This window comes from Candidatus Bathyarchaeota archaeon (assembly GCA_030739585.1).
GTDB lineage: Archaea > Thermoproteota > Bathyarchaeia > TCS64 > TCS64.
Map to the genome: position 1 here is coordinate 23,235 of JASLYX010000008.1, position 26,994 is coordinate 50,228.

The window sequence follows — 26,994 nt, forward strand, 5'->3', positions numbered from 1 at the left end:
GGAGATAAAAGGATGCCATACGTGACTTTAGATCCCGACACATGCACAGTTTGTCAAAACTGTCTCAAGGGATGTCCTATGGGGGTTTTTGCCGAACAGATGGATGTAATCGCCGTCATTGAACCAAATCAGTGTATCATCTGCAGAGCCTGCGAAGCCTTATGCCCGCACGGTTCGATAGTAGTGGAAGACTAAATCTAGACTTATCTTAAGTAGAGGTTATCTGTACAATTTTTGTTCCTACTTGTTATGAAGATTTTTATCCCAAACTAGATATAGCTCTAGCTAATGGATACCACCCTCAACGATATTAACCACATCAATGCTTTTGACGAGTCGGGAATGCTGAAGGTTCTGGAGAGGTTTCCAGAGGATTGTCACGCGGCAATTATTCGGGCTCAAAAAGTCCCGCTAGGAAGCATATCCAGCAAGAGATTCAGTGAGGTGGTGTTCGCTGGAATGGGTGGCTCATCTCTTGGGGGGAAACTCATTATAGACTGGCTCTGGAAGGAGTGTGATGTTCCGTTGGTTCTCTCCCGGGGTTATCATCTCCCCTCATTTGTTAACGATGAAACCCTGGTATTTACTGTTAGCTACTCAGGCAACACGGAAGAGACTCTGAGCATGCTCTCTGAAGCGTTAAGAGTAGGCGCGTCTACTATAACTGTTACATCCGGAGGCACCATGGGTAATATTGCTATGGAGAATGGTCTCCCTATGATCCCCCTTCCAAAAGGGTATAGACCGAGGAGCGCGATCTCCCACCAGTTCTTCAGCTTGGCTACTACGATGCACAAGCTGGGCTTCATTAAGCGCTTGTGGGTTGAGACCTCGGAGGCGTTGAAGACCATAGAATCCCTTAGGGATGAGACCTCGATAGACGTTCCAATAGATGAGAATATTGCGAAAAAAATTGCTCTAAGGCTTCGTGATAAAATGCCTATTGTGTACGGTTCCTCGCTTCTCGAGGGTGTTGCTTACAGGCTAAGATCACAGTTAAATGAGAACAGTAAAGTCCCCTCAGGATCGGGAAGTTTCCCTGAGGCCTTCCACAACGCGGTTCTTGGAAGCGAGGGTCATTCTAAGGTCCTAGAGAATCTGGCCATATTGCTCCTTAGGGATAATGAGGATAACGATGGGATAAATATAAAGATTGAAAAGTTCAAAGAGTGTTTCACACCCAAGGTCAAGGAGATAATCGATCTGGAAGCGAGAGGCTCTGGCAGGCTCTCCAAGATTCTCTCCCTCGTTTATCTCGGCGATTATATCTCAACATATCTAGGGGTTCTTTATGGTCATGACCCCAGTACTAACTTGTCAATTGACAAGCTGAAAAAAGTATGAGATAGATTTCTTATCGCAATAAACCCGTTTTCCTGTCAGTAAAAGCACCTTCACAATTATTAGTAAAGGCTGACTTTGGGATGGTCACTGGTCGGTGCTATACTTCTTGTTGTCTTCCAAGGTATCCGAGTCTTTTGTCTCACAGTACTCTAGGGGAAATAGAGTAAATCTAAGAGGGATTAAGAATCATTTCTCAATGCAACTTAGCTCTAGTTTCCTGATCTCAATTGTCATAATTCCTACTGCGCGCGTTTGTACTCATCTTTACGCTCGTTAATAGAATTAAGCAAGCTTTACACCCCATTTATTCATGAATGCTATCTCATCGAGACCTTTTTTGGTCTTCTTTAACGTTTTATCTTCTGAGTATCCCACAGGGAGGATGGCTTCCAACTTAAAGCCTTGGGGGGCTTTGAGTTCAGCAAGGGGAAGCTTAGGGTTCGACGGGGTGTACGTAATAGTGCTTAGCCCACGTTCCTCCAAGGCGAGGATTAAGTGCCCCATGGCAATCCAGATAGACTCTCTAGCATATTGAGTTGAAACATTCATGAGAACAGCGATAAGAATAGGCGCCTCTTCAAGAAAGGGTTTTTCGTGGCTGAATCCGTGGTTTAGAAGCCACTCCCTGAAGTCTCCCTTTACTTTAGTGTAGAGAATCTGCTCAGACTTTTCAGAGGCATCTCTGATCCGCTTCTTAAGGTCTGGCTCAGTTATTATAATGAACCTCCAGGGTTGCCCGTTTGCTCCAGAGGGGGCCTGGCGCGCTACTTTAAGTGCGTAAAGGATGTCATCCATAAGTACCTGTTTAATAGAGAACTTTCTCACTGACTTACGCCTGGTGGCTAGTTCGAGGACAAGTCCTCCCAAGGTTGTTTTACTCATGGGATGATAGAAACGCAGGAAATCCATAAAAGGATTCTCGCACGGATTTTGTCCTTACGCGGAGGGACCTAATATTCCGTCAAATCCCCATTCCTGGTTGGATGCCACTCCTTGGTCAGCTCTGGATATAGCGCAGCTAGGTTGTACTCGTGGGAAAGTTTCAACTCAGATAAATCTGGTGCTATAACATAAAAGACTCGCCAATCATCTGCGAAGCCTACGTTTTTCGCAGTACGGACCCCTTCTGTCTCATCAATTCTCCGACTCTTTCCCCTTTTGCATTTTTTGCCAGTCGAGGACACTAAGGGAACCCATTTGACCTGCTGGGAGCTGGTTTTCTCCGAGTGCCTGAACTACGGTGGGAATATGATTCCTGTTTAGTAAAATGAAGTTTCTCTGTAACTCTATGAGTTGTGTCTTTAATTGGTTAATCTCGTTTTGAGTTCTCTTTAATTCCTCTGCTGTTCTAGTATCCTCTAATCCAAGGACTTCATCATATAGTTCCTTGTATTTGCCTCCGAGGATTCCGTTATTTTTGGCTGTGTATGCGCCATCATTATTTCCAAGGCTTTTCCCTGCATAGCGTTTGCCATAATCTTTCAATCCTTGCGATGTCCACGCATTCAAGAAAAATTTTCTGAAACTGTGTGCTGTGATCCGTATCCCGTTTTGTCGTAATTTCCTTGAGTGGTTGATGAAGACATTTGTGATAGCTGTCTTTTGCATGGCTAGACCAGCTTCTGAACCCTTTCTACTTATTTGCTCGCCTCGCCTTGGACCTCTGGTGATTCGCATTTTACCTCCTTTAGTAGAAGCAATGGTCCTGAAGATTGGACCTGAAATATTATTCCCAATGTAGTCTTTCAGAGCCTGAATTGATTCTGGTCCTAAACAGACATATGCGTTTACACCTGTCTTCTTGGTGCGTAGCGGTTTAATCCAATACCTGAATTCACGCCCTCGTGAATCATGATCAATACGCATTCCATTGAAATAACCAACCGTCAATTGAGCGAGATCTGATACTCTGAGACCTGTATCCTTCGCTGTAAGGATCAAGGCTCGTAATCGATAATCGTTTCCTGCTGTTTCGAGAAGGTGTCGTATCTGGTCTTTTATTATGAGATTTACATCATTCGCCTCGACACTTTTTCCCTCGTCACGAGGTAATTCTGATAATCCATTCGCTCTAAGGAATCGATTCAAGGCTTTTTTATAGTTTTTAGCTGTGTTTGGATTGAGTCCTTTATTCTCTATGAGGTGCTTCCTAAAATCTTCAAAAGCCATCCTTAGAGCCAGCTTATCGCCGCTTTCTCTTGAGTCTTGATTTACAGATTCAATTGCATATAGTTCGTTGGGGGAATCTCCAAGGTATTTGCAGAATTGATCTAACTGCATCAAATATCCGTTCCGAGTTTTTTCAGAAACATTACCCAATGAGAATTCAAAATTCTCTAAAGGCGTTTTATTCTCCGAATACTCCTTTAACCCTATCAATATGTTTAAAATTGCGTCCAATATTTAAGAATAATGATATACGGTATGGTCGTCGAGGTGGACGATACCCGTATTTGCGGGCGTTAATCAGGTTGGGGCGACTTGTTGGGCGGCGCCGTCGTGGTAATGCGCCGGGTCGGAACGGGGGAATCCTACTCTGGAGAAATATCCATTGATCTATTTCAGGGCAAAACATTCAAGAGCAAGGAGTATCTTGCTCAAGCCCTCCGGGTGGTAGCTGAGGGTATGGAAAAGCTCCTTGTTTCCAAAGAAGAGCCAATACACATTTGCTCAGGTTATATTCTCTCTAGGGCAAAAGAGGCTATGATCAACGAGGGCTACACGGTGAAGAGTGTCAAGATCATAGGCCCTACCCAGGAGTTAGCTGAGCAGGAATTTCTTAAAAGTCTCGCCCGCCTTGGAGTCGGCGACATGTTCACCGTCTTTAGAAAGCGTAGTTTCAACTCATTTCTCGAATGGGTTCACGGAGATCTCAGGGCAAGGGAGCGATTTGTAAAGACCGGTTGGACCTCTTGGTCCAGATTGAGAGAAGAAGGGGCCTCCACATGAATTCAATTCGAAGGGACTACAAACTGGCAATAGCCCTACCTTCCTCCCTCGTTTCAGAGATTCCTCACCTCAGGGAGCAAACAAGTGTCATAGGCCGTATAGCGAGAATTGCGGTCATCCATAGGATTGATGACATCTATATCTACAGGGACTTTCCGGACGAATCCAAACTGATCCGGCTCATCTTGACCTATATTGAGACCCCTCAATATCTTCGGAAAAACCTGTTCGGAATAAGAGAGGAGCTAAGATACGTCGGTATTCTCCCGCCTCTTAGAACTCCCCACCATCCCTCTGAACGACGTTCCAGCAGACTCGAGGCAGGGGAGTTCAGGGAGGGAGTTGTTCTCTCGGAGAATTACGGAGAGTATCTCGTGGATATAGGTATCAAAACTCTCGTCAAGGTTACCGGACGTGGCCCCTCCATTGGCGGACGAACGACTGTACTCATTACTAGCATTCGGCCTATGTTGATGGGAAAATTCGCTAAGAGAGGGGATGTAAAATATTATTGGGGGTATGGTGTCCATCTATCTAGAAACGGATTGGGAAAGCTTGCTTCGAGCAATAGCTTTGATTTAAAATTTGCAACCTCGAGGCTTGGCTCTCCTTTTAGAGACATAGAATCTAAGTTTAGAGCTCGTTTAACTGATGCAAAGAGCGTATTGGTTGCTTTCGGCTCTCATAAAGAAGGGATCCAAGAGATATTAGGGAGGAAAGGCCTGGAAATCGGAGAGGTCTTCGATTTTACAGCAAACGTAGTCCCTGATCAGGGAAGTGTAACTGTAAGAACAGAGGAGGCTATGAGCGCCACCCTTGCGCTTCTCGGGATGCTCCGTTGAGGACTCGACGTTTTTTTAGGATAGTCACTCTATTTTTTTAGGGGTTCCAGATTAGTTTCTGACGATGATATCATCAAGTTGGAACTCAAGGAAAAAACTCTCCTTGTAAAATATATATCCTCAAAGCTAAAGAGTCCGCGGTCAAAGTCCGGATTGCGAATGATGATTAAAAATAATACCTAAAACTCCACAGTACTTCGATTCCACTGGGTGGTCTCTTGAGATATAAAGGCCCTAGCTATTCAGTCCCCCTAATGTTAGAGTGGCCAGCACGTGACTTGGATAAAAGTACATGGTCCTGAGCCAGCTAGGGATCCAACTGAAAAGTCTCAGCCCTAGCAGCCGAGCTAGATAAACCCTCTGATAGGAATGTTGTAACAGCTTAAGGAGATGAAGGAGACTCTGGAAGCAGTTTGAAAGAAGCTTTGGCTCCAGGAGGGAGCACTGGCAGCTTGATAATCTCCATCTTAAGAACCCTGAGTGTTAACCGGATAGTTAAAAGGGGAGTCTATTTCATCATTGAAAACTGGTTCGCCTAAGCTCGCACGGCACGCGAAGGTCTATTGAGATATGTGATGTTTGCGGCTACATAGCGAACGCTACCGATAAATGCCATATCAATATAGCAAAGAAAGAAATAGTCAAGTTCTATGCTGGATAGATCTTTTTAATGGCACAATATTTGTTTCAAAGGAAATTCTTGAGAATACCTATAGTCTAAGTTGGGGATATCAACCCATCTTATATTCCCTTTAAGACATAACCCATTTGATCTCTTTGAAAATAGGCGTGACGGGCGGCGCAGGATATATCGGTTCTCAACTAGTGAAGAGCCTCATTGAAAGGAATAACGAAGTCGTCTCAATAGACAACCTGATGAACAGTAACTATAGCTACTTGAGGACCTGGGGAGTAAGTAATGGAGTTAGTTTGCTCAAAGGGGATATAAGAGACATAGATTCCTTGTTGAGGGCTTTTGAGGATTGCGACGTAATAGCTCACCTGGCGGCCCTACCAGGCCTCATCAAATGCAGGGAGCGACCCGCTGAAGCTACATCAATCAACGTTTATGGTACATACAACGTCCTTGAGGCCGCAAGAAGGCTGGGGATCGGGAAAGTTGTGTTCTGCTCGACAGCAGCGGTCTATGGAAAGCCCACGGAGATGCCAGTTATTGAGAACCTCCCCTTGAGACCCCTCAACTTATACGGGGTCACTAAGCTCGCGGGGGAGAGACTGATGGACGTCTTTAGCAGCGATTACGGGATTGCTACATTAAGCCTTCGCTTCGGGAATGTTTTCGGTATTGGCCTATTCACCAATTATGATACGGTTATACCCAAGTTTATCAGGATGGGTCTAAATGGGGAGAACCTTACCGTCTACGGGGACGGCTCCAGCACCAGGGACTTCGTGCATGTAGAGGACATCGCCCAAGCCGTCATCCTCGCCCTCAAATCCAAGGATAAAGGGAGCGATGTCTATAATGTCGGGGGTGAGACAATGGAGATCGGAGTGGTAGCAAAGAGAATCATTGAGGCCATCAAAAAATCCACGGGGGAAAAGGTAGGTATCGTCAATTTTCCCCCCCGTGTAGGAGAGACAAAGGAATTTAGCTATAGCTTAGATAAAATAAAGAAGGGTCTTAAGTATAAACCAAAATGGAATATCCAACAGGGAATTGAACAAATAATCAAGTTCAGTATTATCTGAGTTAGAAATTGATTTGGTCAACTAAGGCGATAATAAAAGAACAGGAGGATGATAGGCAACGGTCGTGATTCCCGCTCTAAACAAGAAGAAGCCCATATGTGAGAACGTCAGGGAAGAGATCAACCATGCGCTCGTCGACATCCCTGTCATGATCACCCAGCTTAGGGGGCAAAGCATCAAACACGACAAACGTCTACCGGTTTCATGAATTAAGTAAAATATTGATTATTTTTCACTTTCCTGGAACTCCCAGTCACCTCTTTGAAACCGGTAGGGGAGGGTCTAAGAGGCTAATCTCGCGTGAGCCTACCCTAAGGCTGGCTGTTTGTACTGTTTTAGGTCTTACCGTTAGGAGTGAAGGTTAGTATGATCTAAGCGTTCACGTTGGTATGGATAGAGTAGGTACGGCTATTGGTGTTTTTCCGATAGACATTTAGGAAGATAAAAAGATCTATGCATATTGCCACAGCTATAACCAGACCCTACTTAGCAAAGTTAACCAGGTAACATTGTTTAAGAGGATATCAGTTGGTGAGTTCGATAGATATATGGCAGGCTCTTTACTCAAGATCCTCATCACGAATCAGAGGGGCATATTCATCATCGCCTACCGATGAGGAGTGAGGAGCTCCCTCAAGAAAAGGATTTTGTACTTATTGAAGAAGAAGAAACTTATCCATTCGGGTGACAAGCTATATTGATGGGCACTATCAGCGCAGTCTATACGGCTACAGGGATAGTCGTCCCAGTGTGGAACGAGGCAAATAGTCTATATCAGGAAGGATATGGATCCTTGATGATGGACAGTCGGGTCCTCTCACTCCAACCTTTTGAGGCACTATTTCTCGTGGAGCGCCAGAAAATTTCTATCATAGAAGAACAGACTAAATATAGATTGGTATTCAGGGAACTCCTCAATAGTTTCTCAACTGATGATCCGGACATATGGACAAGATACATTGTATATCGGGATCTGAGGACCCGAGGATTCGTCGTGAAAAGGGGTAAGGACCAAGAGGTAGATTTTCTTGTCTACGAGAGAGGATCATATGGAAAAAAGGTGCCCAGATACGAGATCTACATGATCTGGGAGGGATCGAAGGTGCCAGTGGACCGCCTGGGAAAGGTGCTAGATGAGGCCACTAGATCGGATAGGACCCTTCGCCTTGCCGTGGTTGACCGGAGAGGAGAAATCGTCTACTACACCTTATCCGAAGCTTTTAGTAGTTAATATTTAGATTGAAGAGTCGTTTTTACAATTATACTAGCACGCGATTTTGACGACGTGAAACACTTTAAGAAACTAAAATAGTTAAGCGGGGTGTGTTGAGTGAAAAGCGGGTTCTGTGGGATTCAAACCAGAGACCAGTGAAGATATCTCCCGTCTCCTCTCCATTATTATTACAAAATAGAATGGAAGGATCAATTCTCATTGATTAAGGGTAAGTAATAAAATTACCAATATTCTATACCTTATTCGACATGGATTTTGTTGGGGGAGAATAGAGCTCCTCAACCAAATCCTCAATCTTAACCATCCTCTGCTCAGATGTCCCCATATCCCGAAGGGAAACACAGCCTTCGTTGAGCTCCCTTTCGCCTACAACAACAACCTTCCTGAATCCCTTCCGATTGGCATTGTCGAGCTGCTTTCTTAGCCCCCGGTTCATTATCTCCATCTCGGTAGGGATTCCTGCTCTTCTGATATCCTGAGCGATAGCGATAGCTTTGTATCGGACTGCCTTGGAAGCTACGGCTACATAGACTTTTGGCCCTAGCTCCTTGCTCTTGAAAACCTCCATCTTCTCCAGAAGGGAGAGAAGTCTGTGAATTCCCATGGAAATCCCAGTCATAGGAGTAGCCTTGCCCCCGAAGGTCTCCACGAGGTTATCATATCTCCCCCCTCCAGCGATACTTCCTGCCCCCTCAAAGCCCTCAGCGTAGATTTCAAAAATTGGGCCAGTATAGTAATCAAGGCCTCTTGCAAGTCCAAGGTCGATTATAAGATATTGAGCGATACTAAAGCTCTCAGCGTAATCCACTATTGCACCCAGGGAGTCGCAGGCTATCAGACCTAAGGCATCACCACTGATGTGGGCCCTTGTCTTCTCCAAAGTCTCCTGTGGATTTCCCTTCGTCGAAGTCAACTCAAGAAGGCGCTCAGATGCATTGAAAGGAGCACCAATTTTTCCGAGTTCCTTGAGGACTCCCTCATCGCCGATCTTTTTCCTTTTATCCACTGCTCTGAAGATTTCTGGATATCGATCTGTCGGAAGCCCGGATACGCGGATTATTGACTCTAATAGCCTACGGTCGTTGAGCCTTATCACGAATCCTTCGAAGCCGATCTTCTTAAGGCAGTCGACCGCCACTGAGAGTACCTCTGTGTCCGCAATGGGGTCTGCAACCCCTACGATATCAACGTCCATTTGCCAGAACTCTCTTCGGCTCATCTCAGATGGACGCTCATACCTCCAAACGGGGCCTATGGCATAGCGTTTGAAGGGCCTAGGGAGCTCTCGGTGGGATGCTATAACCCTAGCAAGGGAGGCAGTCCATTCAAACCTAAGACCCAGCTCCCTTCCAGATTTGTCTTTGAAGTAGTAAATCTGTTTAAGGATATCCTCCCCGCTCTTGATCTTGAGCATCTCCCAGCTCTCGAAGACTGGGGTACCAAGGGGCCCATAACCATATGCCTCAAAAACGGATCTGATGTTGTCTTGGATCCAGTTCCTCTTCCACATCTCCTGGGGAAGGAAATCTCTCGTACCTCTTGCAGGTTGAAACATTATTTTACACCTATTCTTGGTGCCCCTTAAAGGAGGGGGCTTTTGTTGAATCAATGTTCCTCCCATTTAAAACTTGAATCATGGATGAATAAACCTCAAGTCAAATTATTCAAAAAAGGTGAATGCATGAAATTCATTGATTAAGTGAAGGATGAAAACACTCGTCCCCGATGAATACTATCCCTAGCTTTTTTTATTCGTAGAGGAAGCCATACAACATTAATATTTGGTTTTTCCATATCGAAAAAAGGGAGATCGTCATATCAGAAACGTCTCCACCCTTTCAACACCTCTACCAGGGTTCTTTCTCTTCAGTTTTATGACCCCAATTTCCATGGTATTCTTTACATGAGTCCCTCCGCACGGCATCCTCACCGGACCGCATTGCCAAATACGAATCTTTGGACTCTGGGGGTCGGGACTAATGGTTATATCGTGTCCCTCAGCAAGGAAAGCGTTGGTATCCTTCTGGGATTTTGCCAGCCCCTCTGCTGGTAGGCGGCCCTCATAGACGTAATCAGTTCGATCCTTTTTTTCGTCAACCCTGGAGCCAACCCTGTCCATCATTCCTATGCTCTGCCAGAGGAAGTACTCCATTAGATGGGATGCTGAATGGAGCTTCATGATACGATATCGGTGATTCCAATCAATCTCACAGTCAACATAATCACCGACTTTAAAAACAGGTGGAGTTTCGAGAATGTGATGGATGGTCTCATTTTTCTTCCCTGTGTCGATGACCCTCATGCCGCCTAGAACTCCGATGTCCCCGATCTGGCCACCGCCTTCTGGGTAGAAGCCTGTTTGGTTCAGCTCTACTATATTGCCGTCGATACTCACTACCTTTCCCTTAAAGGTGGTTAGATAAAAGTCGTCGTTGAACAGTTTCACTGTCTCACTCATATGGCGACCGCCTGAGTCACCGGAAGGCGCCCCTCAGAAAGGGGTATAGATCTTCAACTTGTTCCTGAACCATGGTCTGGTAGTACTGGTAGAGTATGCTCACGCATAGAAGAGCTCCCATCCCAGAGCCAAAGACACCTAAGAACTCGGAGAGGGCGGCGAGGGTTCCCACTATTAGTCCGCTGATGATGGTTATGGTGGGAATATACCTGTTTAGAAGGTTAACCAAAGGTCTTCTGCTTCTTCTAAACCCGGGTATCTGCATTCCTGACCCGAGGAGCTGATCCGCCATGTTCTCCGCCCCCAAGCCTCCTATCTCAAGCCATGTTATGGAGAACAGAACGCAAACCCCCACTACTATAAAAGTGTAGATTATAGCCCGAACGGGGTCACCTACGACAGCGTCCAAAGCGCCCGGAGACGAAACATAATACGCCAGTCCACCAGTGGGTCTTCCGGTAGTCGCGTTGTATGTCCCTAAAAGATTCAGGGCCCCATTTGCACTGTCCTGATTGAATCTGAAGAATATCTGCTGCCCAAGCAGTTGGATATTAGCAAAAACTGCGTAGGCTAGAATAACAGGGATATTTGAGACGTACAGAAGCTTGATGGGCATCTTCCCCCGAAAGCCCCGATACATAGAATGACTGATGGGGAGCTCTATTTTCATTCCCTCAATATAGACAACAAACGCGAAGACTGCTATTGTAGTGATCAGGCCTAACATATCAGGCCAACTTCCTGTCCTATGAAGCCAGTTCCAAACAGGTTCCCTCCGGAAAATCGTCTCAAGCAACGCAGGAATCGCGCCATATCGTTTGCCGTCTCCGACCGTGTAGAGAGCGAAAGAACTCCACCAGATGGTCTTGGTGATCCCTGCCACAATAAACAGGCTTATCCCGCTTCCAATACCCCAACCTTTTTGGATCAGCTCGTCTAGTAGCATGATAAACAATCCGGCGGCTAGGAGCTGGCTGAATACTAGGAGAGCTTTTGAGAAACCGATCGAGCCGTATGTACCCCCCATGATCATGAGCCCTGCCTGGAGGAAGATCATCAGAAATGAGAACACCTTGCTTGCAGTTGCAAATAACGCCCTATGATCGGGTTTGGTGTTATCAAATTCTATGATGTCTGAGCCAGCAAGGAGCTGAATAATGAGCCCAGCGGTGACGATGGGACCTATCCCCAGCTCGAGGAGAGTCCCACGGGTGGAAGCGAATATAATTCTCATGGACTGGAGCCCTCCTTGGCCCTGTTGAAGAGGGATCCCATACAGAGGGGTTTCGGCCATAACAAGGTAGACTATAAGGGCAAGGAGGGTCCAGAGCAACCTCTGGTTGAAGCCTATCTTTTTTTCAGGCGCCTTTACCTCCGGTATGATATGGGAAATGGGCTTGAACAGGTTGAGGAAGGTGCCCACGTGTATCACTCGGCCCCGATGATCTGGCCGCCAGCTGCCTTAAGCTTCTCTTGGGCCCGGAAGCTACACTCCGAGACTTTTACGTGAAATGGGGCACCGATACACCCTTTGCCCAGGAGCTTTTGGATCCCCATGGAATCAAGGTCAAGAATAAGGCCTTCAGTTCCAGCTGCAATGACCTCAATGCCGTGGACATTAACTGCAATTTCCATAAGCTCTCCTATATTGATTGTATCAGCTCTAGGCTTTAGAGAAGATGGTGGCTTAAAGCCAATATTCTTGTAACGATCAGGCTCGTATTTTACCGTCCGAATCCAAAAGTGCTTTCTGCCGCCAGCTTTACCCTTGCCACCCCGCATACCACCTTTTCGGTGCTGACCGACTTGACCCCAGCCGCAATATCTGGATCCACGCTGTTTTCTACTTTTTTTTAGTTTATGGGGCATTTTCTCACCCGCCCGTATCAAAGGAACATGAATTCAATAAAAACATTCCTTAATAGCTTGACCCACCCAATGCAATAAAAGTCTTGAAAACTCCAGACCAGAAGTGGTAGTTGACGAGGGTCTAGATAAGCAAATAATCAAAGAATCGCCAGTTGGGTCAAGCCATTCGTTTAGCGAGTTCGTTAATGGCATCTCCTCTATAACCGAGCTCACCTCTGCTTCTATAGGGGCGCTTAACAGTCCTCTTGAAGCCTTTCTTGGGGGGATGGAGTCTGAAGAATGGTTTAATGCCATTTAGCTTATGGAATTCGGCGTCCCCCGAGCAGAGAGCCGATGCAAGAGCATCGAGGCTATTGTATCCAGAAGCCCTCAGAGTTTCCTCGCTGATGGGATAATCTCCAGCCTGCTTTCCCCTTTTTTTAAGAAGGAGTCGGACCGTCTCAACTGTGGGCTCTCCCCATGTAACATAGTCTTTGGCATGTTGTAACATTCCCTTATACTCGGGTCTGTCGTCGAGGAGTGTTGAGGCCATGTTCCTATCAAGCCTGAGCATCTTTAGGGTGTCTTCGACTCTCATCGTGGCGTTGACTCCTCCACGGATGCGTATGGCAAGTATGCACTGGCGCTCCAATCTATACCGCCCAATCCTCAACGGTCATTAGTTTCATTGTGTTTTTTAAGGCCTCAAATGTTGCCAACGAAAATGAGACAGTGGTCTGAGTGGCGCCAATGGATTTCGACCAGCAATCCTTTATACCAGCGAGGATGAGCACCCTTTTTGCAATATCCCCGGCTACAAGACCGAGACCCTTAGATCCAGGAATCAGAGTCATAGTGACGCTTCCACTCTTCCCTGAGACCTTAAAAGGTACCGAGTGAGTCTCTCTGCAGTCACATTCCCAGCTTCCGCAACCTCTCCTGATTGGATATAGCTTTAACTTTGCGTCCCGGATACCCTTTTCGATGGCGTTCCTGACCCGTGGGGCCTTGCCGAGTCCAATGCCTATGAGGCCATCCCCGTTCCCGATGGCGACTACAGCCCTGAAACGAGAGCGTTCTCCGGCGTCAGTCTGTTTTTGCACGAGGTTAATATCGACAACATCATCTTTAAGATCGGGAACAAGAACGTCTATAATTTCCACCTCTTTGATTCGGTATCCTTCCTCAAATATCTCATAGAGGGATGTAATCTGCCCCTCAAAGACCATGCGACCTAGACGAGTCTTCGGGACCCAATTGTCCAGAGGGTTCGGCCTTGGTCTTCTTCTCCTATCGCTCATATTGATGCCTCCATGATGCCAGCCTTTACTGTATTAAAATGTCCCGGGAGGTCTTGGGGGTTCAATCCCCTTTTGAGATATCCTGAAAACACTCTTTCAAACTCGGATTTATCCTCAAATGAGGCTGCGTATTTTGAGATATTTTGACCCTCTATTCTCCCTAGTTTCGGGATGATTTCGCTGTCGCATGGTATCTTTAAGCCTATATCTAGTGCTCCCTTCACCGCCGCGAAGACCTTTGCACCCTTTGTTGGACGGATAAGACCTAGATCAAGAATCGCTGTGTCTATTCCAAGACTTAGTGCTTTCTTACCGGCTAAAAGTCCAAGAAGATACGCTGCAGATGTATTCTTTTTTCCGCCTATCCATCCGTATTTTTCGAGCTCCATAGAGTTAGACTGAGTGTGAACTATGTCGCCTACAATCTTCGAAGTAACAAGCTGAATCGTAATGTATTTGTTGCTCGAGCGTACCACAAATCGGGTCCTTCCCGATGCTGCCATGATACGTCTAACCCTGTAGTTGGTTTTAGCCTCCCGTCTCCTTCGATAAGAAACTCTGTACCTAGGGCCTCTAGCCAAAAGCACGCCTCCTTAGGTCGTTCTCAGTAATATACCTCTCCAGCTCTGCTACACTCCTAAAAATGCCACCCTTCGCCTTCCGGTAGAGGTTTCTATAAGTTCTCACGGTGATAGTCCTCCGTTTCCTGAGACGCTTAAGCCTACGCCTTTGAGACCTAATCTTCCCTATCCACCGGGTCTTGCGGGAGATTACAGAGAATTTAGCTCCCTTTCTTGATCCTGGACCCTTGCGCCTCTTGGCTTTCTTCTGGGCCAGATTCACCCGTGCCCTACCACGACTAGTGGTCCGCAAAGGCAAAGCCTTGATTACTCCATCATTGATGAGTTTCCTTATCTCGTTACGAGTGATTGCTGTATCAATATCCTCTATGGATTCAGGATCAAAATAGATCCGGTTTTTCCCCACATCGAGAACGGATGCAGCAAGTCTCCTTTGGTTTTTAAGATTCATTCTTTCACACCTTCCTCAGCATTATCCAATGCATTCTCAGGCGTCTTTTCTTCCTCTTTATGGAGCTCTCCAGTTATTTCCTCGGATATGGATGCCTCTTTAGAGTCGATATTGCCAGGATTAAGGATTCGGATATCTAATTCGAGGGCTCGCTTTACGATGAGCCGCTTCTTTCTAAGGCCTACGGATCCTCCGATCCTAGCGACCTGTTTATCGGGGTCTACGATGGTTAGGTCTCCAACGTTGAAGACTGCAACCTCCTCCATTCCAGAGGGGTGAAGATACCTTACCGCCTTTGGGGATCGGAACCCTACATTGACTGTTCTCGGCCACCCCTTCCTCTTCTGGCGCATCTTGTTATCGATACCCTTAGGCCTACGCCAATGGTCCTTAATCCTAACTAGTCTCCATTCTTCAAACTGGCGAAAATGAGGCCTCTTTTGAGATATCCTCTTTCTTACCTGCATCAGTCGCCTTTTTTCACCATCTTTCATTATAATCATTCCTTACTGTAAACATAGATACCATCGAGGAACTTTCTTAGGTCCTTCTTTCTGATCTTGCAGGCCTGTTGGATATTTGCAGCAGTTTGAGAGACCTCCTCTATATCAACACCTGTTACTATAACGTCTTCACCTTGGACCGTGACGTTTGCATCTCCAGCAATATCTGCATAACGGTCTTTTCGTTCTCCGATGAAATTTTGGATGATGAATGTCTTATTCTGGATCCTTACGCTCATGGGAAAGTGGACGAATACGATCTTTAGCCTATAAGTAAAACCCTTAGTGACACCCTTTACCATGTTCCGTACGTGAGCAGTAATTGTATTTACAAGGGCTGATTCCTTTTTTCGGGGGTTAATAGCACAAACTCTAAGAGAGGCCCCCAAGTGCTCCAGATCAAGCTTTGTATGGCTAAAGTCTCTCGAAACTTTGCCCTTATCCCCTACAACAGTTATGTTCTTCCCCTTTAAAGTAAGTTTTACCCCATCGGGAATATCGACACTGTTCTCAACAATGGTGACTGTCATTTAACCACCTAGAAGATATAGGCTAAAACCCTTCCACCTGAATTTTGTTCCCTGGCCTCTTGGTGGGTTACGATCCCTTTGGGCGTAGAAATTATAAGGATTCCCAAGTCTCTGTTTGGGAGGAACCTTTTCTCATACCTTTCCAAACCCTTTACCTTGACGGAGAACCGGGGCCTTACCGCCTTGCAATCATTAATCCTTCCGAATAACTGGACGCGGAACTTTCCTTGGCGACCGTCGTCAATGAACTCAATCTCTCCAACATAGCCCTTTGTCTGGAAAATGCGGAGCACCCTGCCGACAAGGTTTGATGCGGGGGTAATGATACACTCCTTCTTGTGCCTCTCCTCATGAACAAGCATCGTATTAAGTGCGTTAACGAGTGGATCCAATAACCTCACCTAAATTTTTTAAATCCGAGATCAACAGCAATCTCCCTAAAGCATTGTCTACAAACGTTGAGCCCGTACCTCCTGATGAGGCCGTCGAAAGTACCACAACGGGTGCAGCTCCTACTACCCTTGCCGTAGCGTTTAGTTCTGACTTTACTCATCTGGGAGTCCTACCTGTACACCGAAGCTCTGCTTAATAAACTCGATCGATTCTTCTTTTGTGACTCTATGAGATTGATTTATACTACTTTTCGCTCGTCTTCTTCGGGAAACCCTGTAGCCAGGCCGCTCCACGGTCGCCATGATATCCATGCCAACTATACCCAGATTCGGGTTATACCTCTGACCGGGAATATCAATATGCTCCCTTATGCCAAAGGCAAAGTTACCTTGCATGTCGAAACTTCGGGGATTGATTAGGTTGCCAACCGCCGGAAATGTCTTCTTCAGTAAAGCCTCTGCCTTTTCCCGCCTTAAGGTCACCATACAAGCTATAGGTTCATTACGCCTCACCCCCCATGCTCGAATTGTCTGCTTGGCCCGTCTGAAAACAGGCTTCTGATTTGTTAGGCTCTCTAGGATCGTCATAGCTCTGTCCAGGGGCTCTCCCGATGCTCCTACGGTTATATTGACCACGACCTTCCCAATCATGAGATCCTGCATCGATGACCTGACCCTAGAATTCCGGGTCTTAGAGGGGAGGTTATAGGGTTTCTCCTTGATAGATTGAACCTCCACAACCTCGGTACGGTTAATAACCAGTTCTTCAGGATTGCTCGACTCAGGCTTCACAATCTCTACGAGGTCGTTCTCAATAAATTCTTCAGGAGGTATTTTTTGAGCCTTAGTTTTAGGTTGAGCTACGCTTAGGGAGGTCTCATCCACTCTAACTTTTGAGATTTTGTGAATAGTTTCCTCGGAAGCTACTTGATTATCCAATTTGGAAGGTTCCTTAGTCATTATAATTCAACGCCTGGTAGAGAAATAAGGGGGGTCTCGGTGCCCACTGCAAAAACATAGCTCGCAAGGGTTCTAATATTGTTGTTCTCAAGGGTCCGGATATTAGCTGTCCTCTTTTTCCCTGGCTCTTTTCCAAGATCTAGGAGAATACCAAACTGTCCTTGCGATCTTCCTCCGGTGACAATCACTCTAACACCTGGCTTGAAACTTATGTGATCGATGATCTCCTGCTCCGTCACGTCAAGCTTCACAATATCCCCTACGGAGTAGCTACGCCCCTGGACGAGGATGCTTCGGCCATCATGAAGGTTGATCTGGGTTTTACCTCCTCTTACATTAGTCTTCCCAACGATTCTACAGAGTTTATAACCAGTCTCTGCTTTTGAGATAGGGTGAAGTATAAACTTCCCCCCATGCTTGGGGAGAACTCTGTATCGCTGATCTGCCTCAGGGAACTCTAAAACATCCATGAGACCAATGGAATATCGCGAGTCCTTACGGATTTTCCCGTCGACTTTGACCTTGCCGTTATTGATGATCCTACTAGCCTCTTTTGCCGTCTTTGTGATCCCCAAAAAATCCCTAAGAACTATGGTGAGGGGCGTAGAGAGCTTTGAAGGATGGGGTCCAGGATTTGGTTTAACCGACCAGACATTGGCCTTCCTATGTATAGGCCAAAATTTTGGGGATACCTGTCTTTTCATGTGCCTTGAAGGTCCTTTTTTGCCCATTTTTCAGTCCTCTCCTTTCTTCATTTCATAACCCCGGCGTTCTAGCTTCTCGCGTCTTCGGCTATCGTCGAGATTTAAGGTTGTAATCATAACGTTCTCTGGACGTATTGGAATTTGTACGATAGAACCGTCCATCCTAGTTCGAGTAATGCCCCCAATATATATCTTAACCCGCTTTGAGTCCACCCTAAGGACTTTTCCCTCAGAAAGTCTTTGGTCTCCTTTTGTGACCTGAACTGTATCGTCCTTGATAATAGGCATTGACCGGGTTCCGTGCTTAGTTTTCAGGGACGGCGATAATGGGGCAGAAAAGAACTTCCTTTTAGTGTGATGAGGGGCGTTGAACCGTATCTTTCGGTTTTTTCCGGGCTTAGTGATCCCTTTCTTCATTAGACCACAATCCTGGAGATAGTGCCTAATCTAGGCCAACGCTCTACTGCCTCCTTAGCTACGGGTCCTTTGACATCAGAGCCTCTCATCTCCCCGTCTGGCGTGAGGATAATTGCAGCGTTATCATAGAACTGGATCCATGACCCGTCACGCCTTGGGTAGGGTTTCCTCTGTCGTATTACTACAGCGTTGAAAAGTTGCCTTCTCATCTCAGGGGTTCCCTGCCTACAGGACACAATGATAAGGTCACCTACACCTGCAGGTGGAAGTCTCCTCCTCACGCCCTTATAGCCAACCACTTGGATGAGTTTGAGCTTCCTTGCACCTGTGTTATCAGCGCAGTTGATCATGCTTCCGGTTACGAGACCGGTGGAAATGCGTCGCCGCATTCCTACCCTACGCTTCATTCTCTTCGACATTTGATTTTACTCCTTTTCAACCACTACAAACGTCTTAGTTTTACTGAGGGGACGGCACTCGGCGATTTTTACCTTATCCCCTCGCCTAGCATCAATACAAGGGGGATTATGTGCTGGGATACGGTTGTGGAGTCTAGCGTACCTTTCGTATTTTGGGTAATATTTAGTATATTCAATGCTAATGATGACGGATTTTGCCATCTTATCACTCATGACTGTGCCCTCTAGGATTCGACCCCTTGTGCTGAGGTTTCCGTGGAAAGGACAGTCAATATCGTCGCACTTGGTCTCTGGTTCTTTGAATGACATCATATATTTACCATCTTCTTTTAACCTTCTTTTTGATTCTGTCCTCAGGCCTACCGTACAAAACCGCGCCCTCGACCTCAACCGGACCGCTGGAGAGTTTAAGAATGAATGTAGCGTCCTTCTTTGGGACTCTTTTAGATTCACCGTTCTGATTGATTACCAGTGTCTTAAGGCTCTCGTCGACAATTGGTCCGTCTATTACATGATGGGTGGAGTTTTTACTCCTGACAACTCCGGCCCTAAGACCAATAAGCTCATGCCTCAATAGGTTCCTTGAAGAAATGGGACTCATTAGGAGAGTTCATCCTCCCGCATAACGGTGAGCACCCTTGCGATGGCCTTCTTAAGGGACTTGACCCTGCCAGGGTTATCAAGGGAGCCTCCAGATTGGATCGTTGTATTAACCTTAGAAAGCTCAGTCCTGAACTCACCGAGGCGTCTCTCTTGATCCTCACGAGACATTTCCCGTATCTGACTCATTCTTAGAATAGGCAAGTGTTATTCCTTCTTTTTTGTCTCAGAATTGTCTAATGACTCGGAAGCCTCTATATTATCCGCTGCTAATTGCTTTTCGGGGATACCAGCTACTTTAACTTTAGGAGCCTTTTCTATAGCTGGGCACTCTTCTATGGTTAAAGCAAGTTCTTTTGAACTCTCTATATCTATAGTTGAATCTACTAGCTTGCGCGTCTCTAGAGTATCCACCTCTAGGACATCAATTGTAATTGTCTCAAGATCTTTCTTCGGGGTTAATTCGGAGTCCTCAACCTTTAAGACGTCGGGTTCCGCTGGAGGTTTAATTTTTTTAACCGTGGGAGATTCTTTGACGGGAGAGGACTCTTGAATTTTCTCTTTTTCTTCGGTTACTTTTGATGCATCTGAGACTATTTCGCCAGGACTCAGGGCGGACTTATTATCTATGGATTGGGTCAATATTTCAGGCTCTGATACCTCAGCTGAAATATCGGCTATTGCCTCCGAACTCTCAGTTGTCTCAACTTCTGTGGATACACTTGTCACTAAAGTGTTTTCAGCATCATCTTGAGTATGTTCCAATGTTGTAAGGGGCCCTAAGCCTTCACCTTGCTTTGAAAGATCTTCTTCTAAAGCCTCTCCTCCCTCGACTGCATCAAGCTCTGTGCCTTTGGGTAGTTCAATCTCGTCCTCAGGATATTCAATTACTGGAAGCCCAGAGAGATCCACCTTATCAGGGAACTTGGCATCAGGAGGCACGATTACAACCGTAACGCCAAAGGTTCCCTTCTTTTGTTTGACTTGAATGACTGCTCTCCGGACATATCTTTGAGTAGGTTCCCCCGCCTTTGGAATATATCCATCAACAACCTTTTCGTAGCGCCCCCTATCGCTCCTAAGCTTTCCTTTGAGGAGGATCTCGCATCCTAGAGCTCCAGACTCCATGGTACGCCTCAGAGACCAAAAGAGGGCTCTCCTATAGTGAATGCCTCGCTCCAAGGCGTTAGCTATTCTTGCAGCCATGATTCGAGGGTCTAGTTCTGGGACCTCTACTTCCACCACAGTGATCTGGGGATTAGGTAGATGTAGTTCATTCTCTAAGCGCGCAGATGCCTGCCTTATGGCAGTACCCCTCTTCCCAATAACTCTCCCCGGCCTCATAGCATAGAGATTGATCTGAGTACCAAGAGGGGTCTTGGTGAGTGTGATACCTCCGTAGCCGGCTTGTTCGTACTCCTCAGCAAGGAGTTCGTCCACCTTAACTTTTAGGAGGGAATCTTGCACGATTTTCTTGACTAAAGACATTAAAATTCCTCGACGGCGATCTCTATATGAGTCAGGTGGTTATAGTGAGGTGAGGACCTCCCGAAAGCCCTAGGTATAAAATTACGTACAACGCGTGCTCTATTGGAAGCTATGTGAATAATCTTAAGACGTTCCGAATACAAGCCCTTGAACTCTGCGTTTGACTCAACGCTGTTTAGGACCTTAAGTATAACCCCCGCAGCTTTTTGGGGGAAACGCCCCGCATCAAAACCCTGAGCTCTTTTACGATGAGCGACCTTTTTATTATGTCTCCTGTAAGGAATTGGCGTTTTAATTGCTATAACCCCTTCCAAGATCTCTTTTGCCTTTTCGAGCCTCATCCCCTTAATGTAATTACAAATCTCCCTCGCTGCTTTTGGGGATATTCTTAAGTCCCTACCACTGGCTATCGCGGTCCTATCGGGGTCAAGCCCATTAATCGAATACTTGAACGAGGGCATATACGCACCGTACGCCCCCATAAACTATGGTTTCTTATAAAAACCTTTTTGAACGGATTAAAAGCTTGAAAAGGCGTCAATATCATGAAAGAGTATTAAATATTGAGAATTTAGATTGAATTTTTGAAAATATAGTTAAAGGGGTATTGAAGATTTATGTTACGGGTAGAAGAATCAGCTATTTAAGAGGAATGTACATGGAACTCCTTGATGCCCCAATACCAGGACGACCATGCCTTACAGGTCTGTTTGTGATAGCATATTCACCTAAGTAATGCCCTACTTTTTTAATGTCGATCCTCACCTCGATAAACTCGATACCATTGAAAACGTGTACGATCTTACCAACCATCTCGGGAAGAATTACAAGATCCCTTATGTGGGTCCTGACGGGCTTTTTTTCAGGGACCCATGCTCTAATTTTTTCAATAAGTATTCTCTGCCTATCGCTAATTCCCCTACGAAGACTTCGCCTCATTCTAGAGGGAAGGAGACCAATAAACTGGTCCATGGAAAGAGTTTTTAGATCTTCTTCGTTCCGACCCTTATAGAGGAATTCTCTTGGCATTTCGACTTCACCAATTCAATACAGCTATATAGGGATTTGGGCTAGGAGCCTCTTTCCCTCTTCTTTTTCCCTGAATTCCGAGCGGCGATGAGACCAACCTTCTTCCCCGGTGGCGCATGTCTGGAGACAGTTGTTGATTTACCTGGCCGCCTATGGCGTCCTCCACCGTGAGGATGGGAGGCCGCAGTCATCTTAACTCCTTTCGTTACCGGGTAGACCTGATTCTTCGCCCGCTTGAGATAGAACCTTTCTCCCGCCTTCAGGAAGGGCTTTTCGGTGCGGCCACCACCCGCTACAATGCCGATGGTAGCCCTACACTTATTGGAGAGCTGGACATTCCTCTTAGAAGGAAGCTTCACAGTAGTTTTTTCCCCTCTATGAGCAACCACTATAGCAAAGCTTCCGGAGGACTTTGCGATCTTTCCGCCATCCCCTGGCCTTAGCTCTAGATTACAAACCATTGTACTTTCAGGAATAGACCCAAGTGGAAGGACATTACCGACCTTCGCAGCAGCTTTAGAGCCTAAAGAGATCTCTTGGTCGATATAAACTCCCTCAGGTGCTGCTACATAATATCCATTTTCTTGGTTAAGTTTAATATATGCGAGTGGTGCACCTCTTCCAGTCTCATGGCGAAGACTTGAGACTACTCCGATAACAGTCTCAAAACTCATGGGGGGATAGCTAGTAGGGGCTATCTTCCCCATCGACTTGGCTTTAAAGACGGAGCCACCCCGACCGCGCCGTTGAACCCTGAGCTTTTTACCCATTTATTACACCTATAAAATTCCCAGCCTTATGGCTAGATCTGATGAGTTATGTGATTCTGTGAGTTTCACAAAGGCTTTTTTGACGCTCTTTCTGCTGATGAGCGTGTTAACCGACTTTACTTCAACTCTATAAAGACTCTGGACAGCCTTTGATATATCGTGCTTTGTAGCGTTCCTATTTACGATGAAAACAAGCTTATTTTCATTCTCGATCATATATACAGATCTCTCCGTCATTAAAGGATAGAGGATAACATCATGGGGATTCATATGTTTCCGCCTCCCCAGACCTTGTCGAGAGCATTAAAAGCGGATTCTGTCCAAACTACTAACCGTCCGGGATGTGCTCCTGGGGCAAGTAACTCAGCGTTCAGGTTCCGGACGTTAACTATGTCAACTCCTGGCAGGTTCATAGCAGCTTTAACTATACCAAGATCCTCCGAGATAACGATCAAAGGACCTTTGCCTTCCTTTTTTTTCCTACCTCTAGTCTTGCCTCTACCTGCTCTTATTTTTTTCCTGTCGGCTCTCTCAACGTCGGGCCAGATTCCGAGCTTCTGGAAGAGGATCTTTACTTCCCTAGTTTTCTTTAGGCTCTGCATCTCATCGTCTACGATAATAGGGAGCTGGCTAATAGTATCAACCGAATGCCCACGGTGGGCAACTACCTCCCGTTTTGCTGAGGCGGCGATGCTGGACCTTATAGCTAGTCGTCGCTCTTTCTTGTTAATCTCTTTCCTAATGATCTTTTCCGATTTAGGGGGGAAAGCAGCATGACCCCCTACAATGCTTACACCAAAGGCTGCTCTACTACTCCCTTTTTGCCGAGGAACACGGGACATGCCCCTGCCGGTACCCCATGATTCGGCGCTAGTCCGCTTCCCCGCACGAGGGTCTCTACCTTGTGGCTGGAATCTATGAGACTGTTGAAACAAGACAGCTTTTTTAATCAAATCAGGCCTAATAGGGGTCTGAAAAATTATTGGTATTTCAAGATCGCCTTTTTTCTCGTTTTCGAGATTGAGCACAGTGGCATTCATATTAGTTCTCTCCATTCCTGAACTCCGTGTTAAGATAAGTGACTTTGATTGGGTCCAAGGGATTTTTCAATCTCCGTGACGCCTTTCTCAAAGTTATAAGCCTCTTAGCTGGGCCCATGACACTCCCTTTAAGGAGAACATAGTCTCCTTGAAGATTGCCGTAACTCTTGAATCCCCCTGCAGGGGTCACCCTCTTAAAGTCTGAGCCCATAAGAAGGATGCGCTTGTTACGCTCCATCCTATTGTGAAGACCCATCTGGCCAGCTCGGGGGACACCTGGCATTACACGCCGTGGCTTCCATGGACCTATGGATGCGACGCCTCGTTTGGTTTTCCTGGATTTCCTTTGAAGAATCCTGACGCCCCAACGCTTTACTGGGCCTTGAAATCCCTTACCCTTGGTAACGCCTATAATATCGATCGTCTCACCTAGTTTGAAGATATCAGAAATTCCTTTACGTTCTCCAAAAAGCCCTTTAGCGTACTCCAGTTGATCCGGTATAGAGCCACCTCCAATGGCTATCTCTAAGATGTCCGCATTTTTCTTGGAGACCCCAGCTTTGTGGGGCTGGGTTGCAGCAATAACTCTTAACTGGTGGATCCTGTCAACGAATCTATCGAGAATCTTGAGGCCACTATCAGGTTTTATACCTCTAATAGTTTTAATCGTCTTGAGGACGTTTATGGGTAGATCATCCATCCATGCCTCGGCTATAGCCTTGAGGCCATCATAAGTTTTCTCGTATCCCCTGATTCCTACGATAGTCATAGGAGGTACATCGATAATAGTCGCAGCATTTTTCATCTCCATCCCAAAATCAGGGGAATTAGGCCTGTCCTCAATGACGAAAGCGTGAGTCATGCCGGCTTTATAGCCTGCAAAGCCTAGGAGATGGGGGTCACCTCTGGCCTCAGGCCAGAATCTCACCCTGCCGTTTATATTCTTGGCTCGTTTTCTTGGCGAGAACGCCCGGGAACCACGTTTAGGTGATCGTACTCTAGGCACAAATACTCAACTCATTTTTTTTGCTAGTTGTTAAGAAACAACGCAACAGAGATTTAAATGATTCGTATAGAGTTAAAAAAGGGAATAAGCCAGTTTACATTCGTCTACTTCGGAATTTAGTCTCTTTTCAAGGGAATTTGAGTTTTTATTTCTTTTTAATCAAGGAAATGAAGGGAATATAAAGAGACATTAAAAATAATTTTAAAAACCGTTAAATATACTATTAATATTCGATTTATTTTAGGTAAAATTATTTTGCTAGTAGAGACATTTGTTTAAAGCTTGATCTTTTGATCACCATGTTGGAGTTTAGCATTATGGAGAACAACGTTCATTGAAACATATTGCATCTATCTTTAACAAAATTAGCTTTTTCATTGATCCGTTGTACATTTCCTTTCAACCCTTGATTAAGTACTTTGAATTAACTGCATGAAATATATATAATATTTGAACTATCAGGAAGATTGAGTTAGGAGATCAAACGCTGACGCGCCGGGGTTCAGTCATCATTTCCCGTATTTAGGTATTTGCTGGAGTATAAACAGAGATCTTCTAGGAGACAAATATAACATCGAGGATTTCTGGATTTACAGATCTCCCGGCCAAAACGTATGAGGAAAACATGGATGTCCTGGCGTCTATCTAAGGCAGTGGCGGCTTCAAGGGTTAGCCTGACTTTGTCGTATGTAGCATTTAGGGGGACAACCCCAAGGCGCTGAGAGATTCTGAAAATGTGCCTATCGACAGGTACTATATTGCTTCCCGTAGCAAACATGAGGGTAACATCAGCGGTCTTAGGCCCTACACCTGGGAGACTCATGAGATCTTTTCTTGCCTGGGAAAAAGGTTTCTTCATTACTTGGTCCAGTGAACCTTGGAAGCGCTCAAGAATCTCCTTTGATACATTTTTGAGGACCTTGCTCCGCTGGTTGTACATCCCGGCTGGACGGATAGCTTCAATGATGTCTTCAAGGGGTGCGGTTGCAAGACTATCTGGAGTTATTCCGATCATCTCCTCAAGGCGGGTCTGCGCAGTGGAACGGTTCCTACCGTTGGTGTTCTGGCTCAAAATAGTACCAACGAGGGATCTAAAGGGATCGTTAGATGTGTGGCGCCAGGTACGTTTGTAAAAGTTCAGGAGTCGGGCGACAACCTCTTCAGCTCTACTGGACAATACTATATTCATCCTTGGCCTCGGGGGCTTGAGCAAGCCGGATGAGCTGAGCTTTAAGGGTCATAAGAAGTTCATTAAGGTTAGTCCTTTCCTTGGCAGAGACAGTGGTCCAAGGGAGACCCTTACGCTCAAGGTTAAGCTCTTTACCTAGGTTGACGGCAGCGGGATTTAGATCAATTTTATTGAACACAATAAGGATCTTCTCCCGAGGTATGTCCATCTCACTGAGGAGGCGGATTCCCTCTGCGATCTTGATCCGGAGGATAAGAAGGGCGTCAGTTGCGTCCAGAAGGAGGATGACCATATCAGCGCTCCTGAGGTCTTCAAGGTTAAGCTCGAAACTCTTGATGAGACGGGGGTTAAGGTCAATAACAAATCCTATGGTATCGATGAAAAGTAGTGTAGTTTCATAATCGACAAAGCGGCGCTGGTATTTGCTGCTCAGGGTGGTGAAGGGCTTATCACTTACGGGCTTATTGTCACCAGTGATGGCGTTGAAGAGACTTGTCTTCCCGGCGTTGTAATAGCCAGCGACACAAATGGTGGGGTAACCGAGGCGGCGACGTTTTCTAATACGTTCGCGCTTTTCCTTGAGGAGTTTTTCGATATTTCGTTTGTTAGCGGCCTGGCGCCGGGTGAGTTCCCGCATCTGACTATGGAACGCGTACTCTCCCATACTCCGGAAGAATGGCCGGTCATTATGGAACCTAAGGTTAGCCTCGAGCTTGAAGTACGGAGCAAGCTTCTCCAGGCGGGCGGCCTCTATCTGGAGCTGGCTCAGGGTATCGGATGCCATACGATTGAAGATCTCTAGAGTAACCTCATAGCGGTCAACGACATCAACTCCAAGGGCCTGGATAAGGTTGAGTTTCTGGCTGCTACGGAGGAGATTATAGAAAACAATGATGTTGACGTTGTGTCTCCGTGCTTTCTTTGCGATCTCCTTGACCTTGCCACTTCCGATATGGTATTTTGCAAAGGGGCGGTGTCTACTTTGGACGACATTTCCGATGACCTTGATGCCCATGGTCTCTATAAGGGTACGGAGCTCATTGAGCTTGAGATGGTATACTGTATGATCATGGACATTAGTCTTGAGCATGACGAGAATGGCTCTGCCATCGACCTGAGTCTGCACAATAACTGTTGGATATCGGGAGGTTATGAATCTTCGTGAACGTAAAATACATGATCTTTTTAGATACATGACAAGTCGTCTTTCTTTATTCTAAACCTTT

General features: G+C 46.0%; 36 protein-coding genes and 1 pseudogene. 7 read left to right on the top strand and 30 right to left on the bottom strand.

What is annotated here, in order from left to right; all coding sequences use genetic code 11:
* Positions 1–12: 12 nt before the first annotated feature.
* A complete protein-coding gene (locus QGG23_06805) occupies positions 13–195 on the top strand; it encodes a 4Fe-4S dicluster domain-containing protein (GenBank protein MDP6049133.1) in 183 nt (60 codons plus the stop codon).
* A gap of 93 nt (positions 196–288) precedes the next feature.
* The gene (locus QGG23_06810; protein ID MDP6049134.1) at positions 289–1,344 is read left to right on the top strand and encodes a bifunctional phosphoglucose/phosphomannose isomerase; all 1,056 of its coding nucleotides are present in this window, start codon (positions 289–291) and stop codon (positions 1,342–1,344) included.
* Between the two features lie 282 nt (positions 1,345–1,626).
* Here the strand turns inward: QGG23_06810 and QGG23_06815 are convergent, their stop codons facing one another.
* Both QGG23_06815 and QGG23_06820 read right to left on the bottom strand, forming a co-directional pair.
* Positions 1,627–2,226 carry a nitroreductase family protein gene (locus tag QGG23_06815; GenBank protein ID MDP6049135.1) on the bottom strand — a complete coding sequence of 200 codons (600 nt, stop codon included), beginning with the start codon at positions 2,224–2,226 and terminating at the stop codon, positions 1,627–1,629.
* Between the two features lie 252 nt (positions 2,227–2,478).
* Positions 2,479–3,723, bottom strand: coding sequence for a tyrosine-type recombinase/integrase (locus QGG23_06820; protein MDP6049136.1), 1,245 nt, complete (start codon positions 3,721–3,723; stop codon positions 2,479–2,481).
* Positions 3,724–3,828: 105 nt separating this feature from the next.
* On the opposite strand from QGG23_06820, the gene QGG23_06825 reads away from it, so the two are divergent.
* The 5 genes from QGG23_06825 to QGG23_06845 all read left to right on the top strand — a co-directional run bounded on the left by QGG23_06825 (position 3,829) and on the right by QGG23_06845 (position 8,079).
* Complete coding sequence (locus QGG23_06825; protein ID MDP6049137.1) at positions 3,829–4,293, top strand: hypothetical protein; 465 nt, start codon at positions 3,829–3,831, stop codon at positions 4,291–4,293.
* Entirely contained in the window at positions 4,290–5,135 is an 846-nt protein-coding gene (locus QGG23_06830; protein ID MDP6049138.1) for an RNA methyltransferase, read from the top strand. Before QGG23_06825 ends, QGG23_06830 begins: the two co-directional genes overlap by 4 nt.
* Before the next feature lie 789 nt (positions 5,136–5,924).
* Positions 5,925–6,848, top strand: a complete 924-nt coding sequence (locus tag QGG23_06835) for an NAD-dependent epimerase/dehydratase family protein (GenBank protein ID MDP6049139.1) — start codon at positions 5,925–5,927, stop codon at positions 6,846–6,848.
* A gap of 64 nt (positions 6,849–6,912) precedes the next feature.
* Complete coding sequence (locus tag QGG23_06840; GenBank protein ID MDP6049140.1) at positions 6,913–7,056, top strand: hypothetical protein; 144 nt, start codon at positions 6,913–6,915, stop codon at positions 7,054–7,056.
* 492 nt (positions 7,057–7,548) lie between these two features.
* Positions 7,549–8,079: a hypothetical protein gene (locus QGG23_06845; protein ID MDP6049141.1), complete on the top strand. Its 531-nt coding sequence runs from the start codon at positions 7,549–7,551 to the stop codon at positions 8,077–8,079.
* Between the two features lie 235 nt (positions 8,080–8,314).
* Here the strand turns inward: QGG23_06845 and hisS are convergent, their stop codons facing one another.
* From hisS to QGG23_06985, 28 genes and pseudogenes are all read right to left on the bottom strand, one after another.
* Entirely contained in the window at positions 8,315–9,691 is a 1,377-nt protein-coding gene (gene hisS / locus QGG23_06850; protein ID MDP6049142.1) for a histidine--tRNA ligase, read from the bottom strand.
* A gap of 204 nt (positions 9,692–9,895) precedes the next feature.
* Positions 9,896–10,540, bottom strand: a complete 645-nt coding sequence (locus QGG23_06855) for an alanyl-tRNA editing protein (protein MDP6049143.1) — start codon at positions 10,538–10,540, stop codon at positions 9,896–9,898.
* A gap of 16 nt (positions 10,541–10,556) precedes the next feature.
* On the bottom strand, positions 10,557–11,972 hold the full coding sequence (gene secY / locus QGG23_06860; GenBank protein ID MDP6049144.1) for a preprotein translocase subunit SecY: 1,416 nt from the start codon (positions 11,970–11,972) through the stop codon (positions 10,557–10,559).
* Entirely contained in the window at positions 11,969–12,409 is a 441-nt protein-coding gene (locus QGG23_06865) for an uL15 family ribosomal protein (protein MDP6049145.1), read from the bottom strand. Before QGG23_06865 ends, secY begins: the two co-directional genes overlap by 4 nt.
* A 157-nt stretch (positions 12,410–12,566) precedes the next feature.
* Positions 12,567–13,040, bottom strand: coding sequence for a 50S ribosomal protein L30 (locus QGG23_06870; GenBank protein MDP6049146.1), 474 nt, complete (start codon positions 13,038–13,040; stop codon positions 12,567–12,569).
* 1 nt (position 13,041) lies between these two features.
* On the bottom strand, positions 13,042–13,689 hold the full coding sequence (locus QGG23_06875) for a 30S ribosomal protein S5 (protein MDP6049147.1): 648 nt from the start codon (positions 13,687–13,689) through the stop codon (positions 13,042–13,044).
* Positions 13,686–14,270: a 50S ribosomal protein L18 gene (locus QGG23_06880; GenBank protein ID MDP6049148.1), complete on the bottom strand. Its 585-nt coding sequence runs from the start codon at positions 14,268–14,270 to the stop codon at positions 13,686–13,688. The genes QGG23_06875 and QGG23_06880 overlap by 4 nt, the downstream gene beginning before the upstream one ends.
* On the bottom strand, positions 14,263–14,721 hold the full coding sequence (locus QGG23_06885; GenBank protein MDP6049149.1) for a 50S ribosomal protein L19e: 459 nt from the start codon (positions 14,719–14,721) through the stop codon (positions 14,263–14,265). The genes QGG23_06880 and QGG23_06885 overlap by 8 nt, the downstream gene beginning before the upstream one ends.
* 116 nt (positions 14,722–14,837) lie before the next feature.
* Positions 14,838–15,215, bottom strand: a pseudogene (locus QGG23_06890) (50S ribosomal protein L32e).
* A gap of 5 nt (positions 15,216–15,220) precedes the next feature.
* Positions 15,221–15,754 carry a 50S ribosomal protein L6 gene (locus QGG23_06895; protein MDP6049150.1) on the bottom strand — a complete coding sequence of 178 codons (534 nt, stop codon included), beginning with the start codon at positions 15,752–15,754 and terminating at the stop codon, positions 15,221–15,223.
* Positions 15,755–15,762: 8 nt separating this feature from the next.
* Entirely contained in the window at positions 15,763–16,155 is a 393-nt protein-coding gene (locus QGG23_06900; GenBank protein MDP6049151.1) for a 30S ribosomal protein S8, read from the bottom strand.
* Positions 16,152–16,307, bottom strand: coding sequence for a 30S ribosomal protein S14 (locus QGG23_06905; GenBank protein ID MDP6049152.1), 156 nt, complete (start codon positions 16,305–16,307; stop codon positions 16,152–16,154). The genes QGG23_06900 and QGG23_06905 overlap by 4 nt, the downstream gene beginning before the upstream one ends.
* Complete coding sequence (locus tag QGG23_06910) at positions 16,300–17,085, bottom strand: 50S ribosomal protein L5 (protein MDP6049153.1); 786 nt, start codon at positions 17,083–17,085, stop codon at positions 16,300–16,302. The genes QGG23_06905 and QGG23_06910 overlap by 8 nt, the downstream gene beginning before the upstream one ends.
* A gap of 20 nt (positions 17,086–17,105) precedes the next feature.
* Positions 17,106–17,837 (bottom strand): 30S ribosomal protein S4e, encoded by a 732-nt coding sequence (locus tag QGG23_06915; GenBank protein ID MDP6049154.1) that lies wholly within the window; start codon positions 17,835–17,837, stop codon positions 17,106–17,108.
* Between the two features lie 3 nt (positions 17,838–17,840).
* A complete protein-coding gene (gene rplX, locus QGG23_06920) occupies positions 17,841–18,227 on the bottom strand; it encodes a 50S ribosomal protein L24 (GenBank protein ID MDP6049155.1) in 387 nt (128 codons plus the stop codon).
* Entirely contained in the window at positions 18,227–18,646 is a 420-nt protein-coding gene (locus QGG23_06925; protein ID MDP6049156.1) for a 50S ribosomal protein L14, read from the bottom strand. The genes rplX and QGG23_06925 overlap by 1 nt, the downstream gene beginning before the upstream one ends.
* Positions 18,647–18,652: 6 nt before the next feature.
* Positions 18,653–18,958 (bottom strand): 30S ribosomal protein S17, encoded by a 306-nt coding sequence (locus QGG23_06930; protein MDP6049157.1) that lies wholly within the window; start codon positions 18,956–18,958, stop codon positions 18,653–18,655.
* A gap of 4 nt (positions 18,959–18,962) precedes the next feature.
* Positions 18,963–19,247, bottom strand: coding sequence for a ribonuclease P protein subunit (locus QGG23_06935; protein MDP6049158.1), 285 nt, complete (start codon positions 19,245–19,247; stop codon positions 18,963–18,965).
* Complete coding sequence (gene rpmC, locus QGG23_06940; GenBank protein ID MDP6049159.1) at positions 19,247–19,435, bottom strand: 50S ribosomal protein L29; 189 nt, start codon at positions 19,433–19,435, stop codon at positions 19,247–19,249. Before rpmC ends, QGG23_06935 begins: the two co-directional genes overlap by 1 nt.
* Before the next feature lie 18 nt (positions 19,436–19,453).
* Entirely contained in the window at positions 19,454–20,734 is a 1,281-nt protein-coding gene (locus tag QGG23_06945) for a 30S ribosomal protein S3 (protein ID MDP6049160.1), read from the bottom strand.
* Positions 20,734–21,195 carry a 50S ribosomal protein L22 gene (locus QGG23_06950; GenBank protein MDP6049161.1) on the bottom strand — a complete coding sequence of 154 codons (462 nt, stop codon included), beginning with the start codon at positions 21,193–21,195 and terminating at the stop codon, positions 20,734–20,736. The genes QGG23_06945 and QGG23_06950 overlap by 1 nt, the downstream gene beginning before the upstream one ends.
* Positions 21,196–21,373: 178 nt before the next feature.
* Positions 21,374–21,763 carry a 30S ribosomal protein S19 gene (locus QGG23_06955; GenBank protein MDP6049162.1) on the bottom strand — a complete coding sequence of 130 codons (390 nt, stop codon included), beginning with the start codon at positions 21,761–21,763 and terminating at the stop codon, positions 21,374–21,376.
* A 41-nt stretch (positions 21,764–21,804) separates the two neighbouring features.
* Positions 21,805–22,533, bottom strand: coding sequence for a 50S ribosomal protein L2 (locus QGG23_06960; GenBank protein MDP6049163.1), 729 nt, complete (start codon positions 22,531–22,533; stop codon positions 21,805–21,807).
* Between the two features lie 9 nt (positions 22,534–22,542).
* On the bottom strand, positions 22,543–22,803 hold the full coding sequence (locus tag QGG23_06965; GenBank protein MDP6049164.1) for a 50S ribosomal protein L23: 261 nt from the start codon (positions 22,801–22,803) through the stop codon (positions 22,543–22,545).
* Positions 22,800–23,573 (bottom strand): 50S ribosomal protein L4, encoded by a 774-nt coding sequence (gene rpl4p / locus QGG23_06970; protein MDP6049165.1) that lies wholly within the window; start codon positions 23,571–23,573, stop codon positions 22,800–22,802. The genes QGG23_06965 and rpl4p overlap by 4 nt, the downstream gene beginning before the upstream one ends.
* Position 23,574: 1 nt before the next feature.
* Positions 23,575–24,579 (bottom strand): 50S ribosomal protein L3, encoded by a 1,005-nt coding sequence (locus tag QGG23_06975; protein MDP6049166.1) that lies wholly within the window; start codon positions 24,577–24,579, stop codon positions 23,575–23,577.
* Between the two features lie 502 nt (positions 24,580–25,081).
* Positions 25,082–25,756, bottom strand: a complete 675-nt coding sequence (gene nth, locus QGG23_06980) for an endonuclease III (GenBank protein MDP6049167.1) — start codon at positions 25,754–25,756, stop codon at positions 25,082–25,084.
* Positions 25,746–26,894 carry a 50S ribosome-binding GTPase gene (locus tag QGG23_06985; protein MDP6049168.1) on the bottom strand — a complete coding sequence of 383 codons (1,149 nt, stop codon included), beginning with the start codon at positions 26,892–26,894 and terminating at the stop codon, positions 25,746–25,748. The genes nth and QGG23_06985 overlap by 11 nt, the downstream gene beginning before the upstream one ends.
* Positions 26,895–26,994 lie beyond the last annotated feature (100 nt).

Bases quoted from the DNA above. Each gene is read 5' to 3' on its own strand.
- QGG23_06805 (MDP6049133.1), top strand. From the start codon at position 13: ATGCCATACGTGACTTTAGATCCCGACACATGCACAGTTTGTCAAAAC.
- QGG23_06810 (MDP6049134.1), top strand. From the start codon at position 289: ATGGATACCACCCTCAACGATATTAACCACATCAATGCTTTTGACGAG.
- QGG23_06815 (MDP6049135.1), bottom strand. From the start codon at position 2,226: ATGAGTAAAACAACCTTGGGAGGACTTGTCCTCGAACTAGCCACCAGG.
- QGG23_06830 (MDP6049138.1), top strand. From the start codon at position 4,290: ATGAATTCAATTCGAAGGGACTACAAACTGGCAATAGCCCTACCTTCC.
- QGG23_06845 (MDP6049141.1), top strand. From the start codon at position 7,549: ATGGGCACTATCAGCGCAGTCTATACGGCTACAGGGATAGTCGTCCCA.
- QGG23_06855 (MDP6049143.1), bottom strand. From the start codon at position 10,540: ATGAGTGAGACAGTGAAACTGTTCAACGACGACTTTTATCTAACCACC.
- QGG23_06865 (MDP6049145.1), bottom strand. From the start codon at position 12,409: ATGCCCCATAAACTAAAAAAAAGTAGAAAACAGCGTGGATCCAGATAT.
- QGG23_06875 (MDP6049147.1), bottom strand. From the start codon at position 13,689: ATGAGCGATAGGAGAAGAAGACCAAGGCCGAACCCTCTGGACAATTGG.
- QGG23_06885 (MDP6049149.1), bottom strand. From the start codon at position 14,721: ATGAATCTTAAAAACCAAAGGAGACTTGCTGCATCCGTTCTCGATGTG.
- QGG23_06895 (MDP6049150.1), bottom strand. From the start codon at position 15,754: ATGACAGTCACCATTGTTGAGAACAGTGTCGATATTCCCGATGGGGTA.
- QGG23_06905 (MDP6049152.1), bottom strand. From the start codon at position 16,307: ATGAGTAAAGTCAGAACTAAACGCTACGGCAAGGGTAGTAGGAGCTGC.
- QGG23_06915 (MDP6049154.1), bottom strand. From the start codon at position 17,837: ATGGGCAAAAAAGGACCTTCAAGGCACATGAAAAGACAGGTATCCCCA.
- rplX (MDP6049155.1), bottom strand. From the start codon at position 18,227: ATGAAGAAAGGGATCACTAAGCCCGGAAAAAACCGAAAGATACGGTTC.
- QGG23_06925 (MDP6049156.1), bottom strand. From the start codon at position 18,646: ATGTCGAAGAGAATGAAGCGTAGGGTAGGAATGCGGCGACGCATTTCC.
- QGG23_06930 (MDP6049157.1), bottom strand. From the start codon at position 18,958: ATGATGTCATTCAAAGAACCAGAGACCAAGTGCGACGATATTGACTGT.
- QGG23_06935 (MDP6049158.1), bottom strand. From the start codon at position 19,247: ATGAGTCCCATTTCTTCAAGGAACCTATTGAGGCATGAGCTTATTGGT.
- rpmC (MDP6049159.1), bottom strand. From the start codon at position 19,435: ATGAGTCAGATACGGGAAATGTCTCGTGAGGATCAAGAGAGACGCCTC.
- QGG23_06945 (MDP6049160.1), bottom strand. From the start codon at position 20,734: ATGTCTTTAGTCAAGAAAATCGTGCAAGATTCCCTCCTAAAAGTTAAG.
- QGG23_06950 (MDP6049161.1), bottom strand. From the start codon at position 21,195: ATGCCCTCGTTCAAGTATTCGATTAATGGGCTTGACCCCGATAGGACC.
- QGG23_06955 (MDP6049162.1), bottom strand. From the start codon at position 21,763: ATGCCAAGAGAATTCCTCTATAAGGGTCGGAACGAAGAAGATCTAAAA.
- QGG23_06960 (MDP6049163.1), bottom strand. From the start codon at position 22,533: ATGGGTAAAAAGCTCAGGGTTCAACGGCGCGGTCGGGGTGGCTCCGTC.
- QGG23_06965 (MDP6049164.1), bottom strand. From the start codon at position 22,803: ATGAATCCCCATGATGTTATCCTCTATCCTTTAATGACGGAGAGATCT.
- rpl4p (MDP6049165.1), bottom strand. From the start codon at position 23,573: ATGAATGCCACTGTGCTCAATCTCGAAAACGAGAAAAAAGGCGATCTT.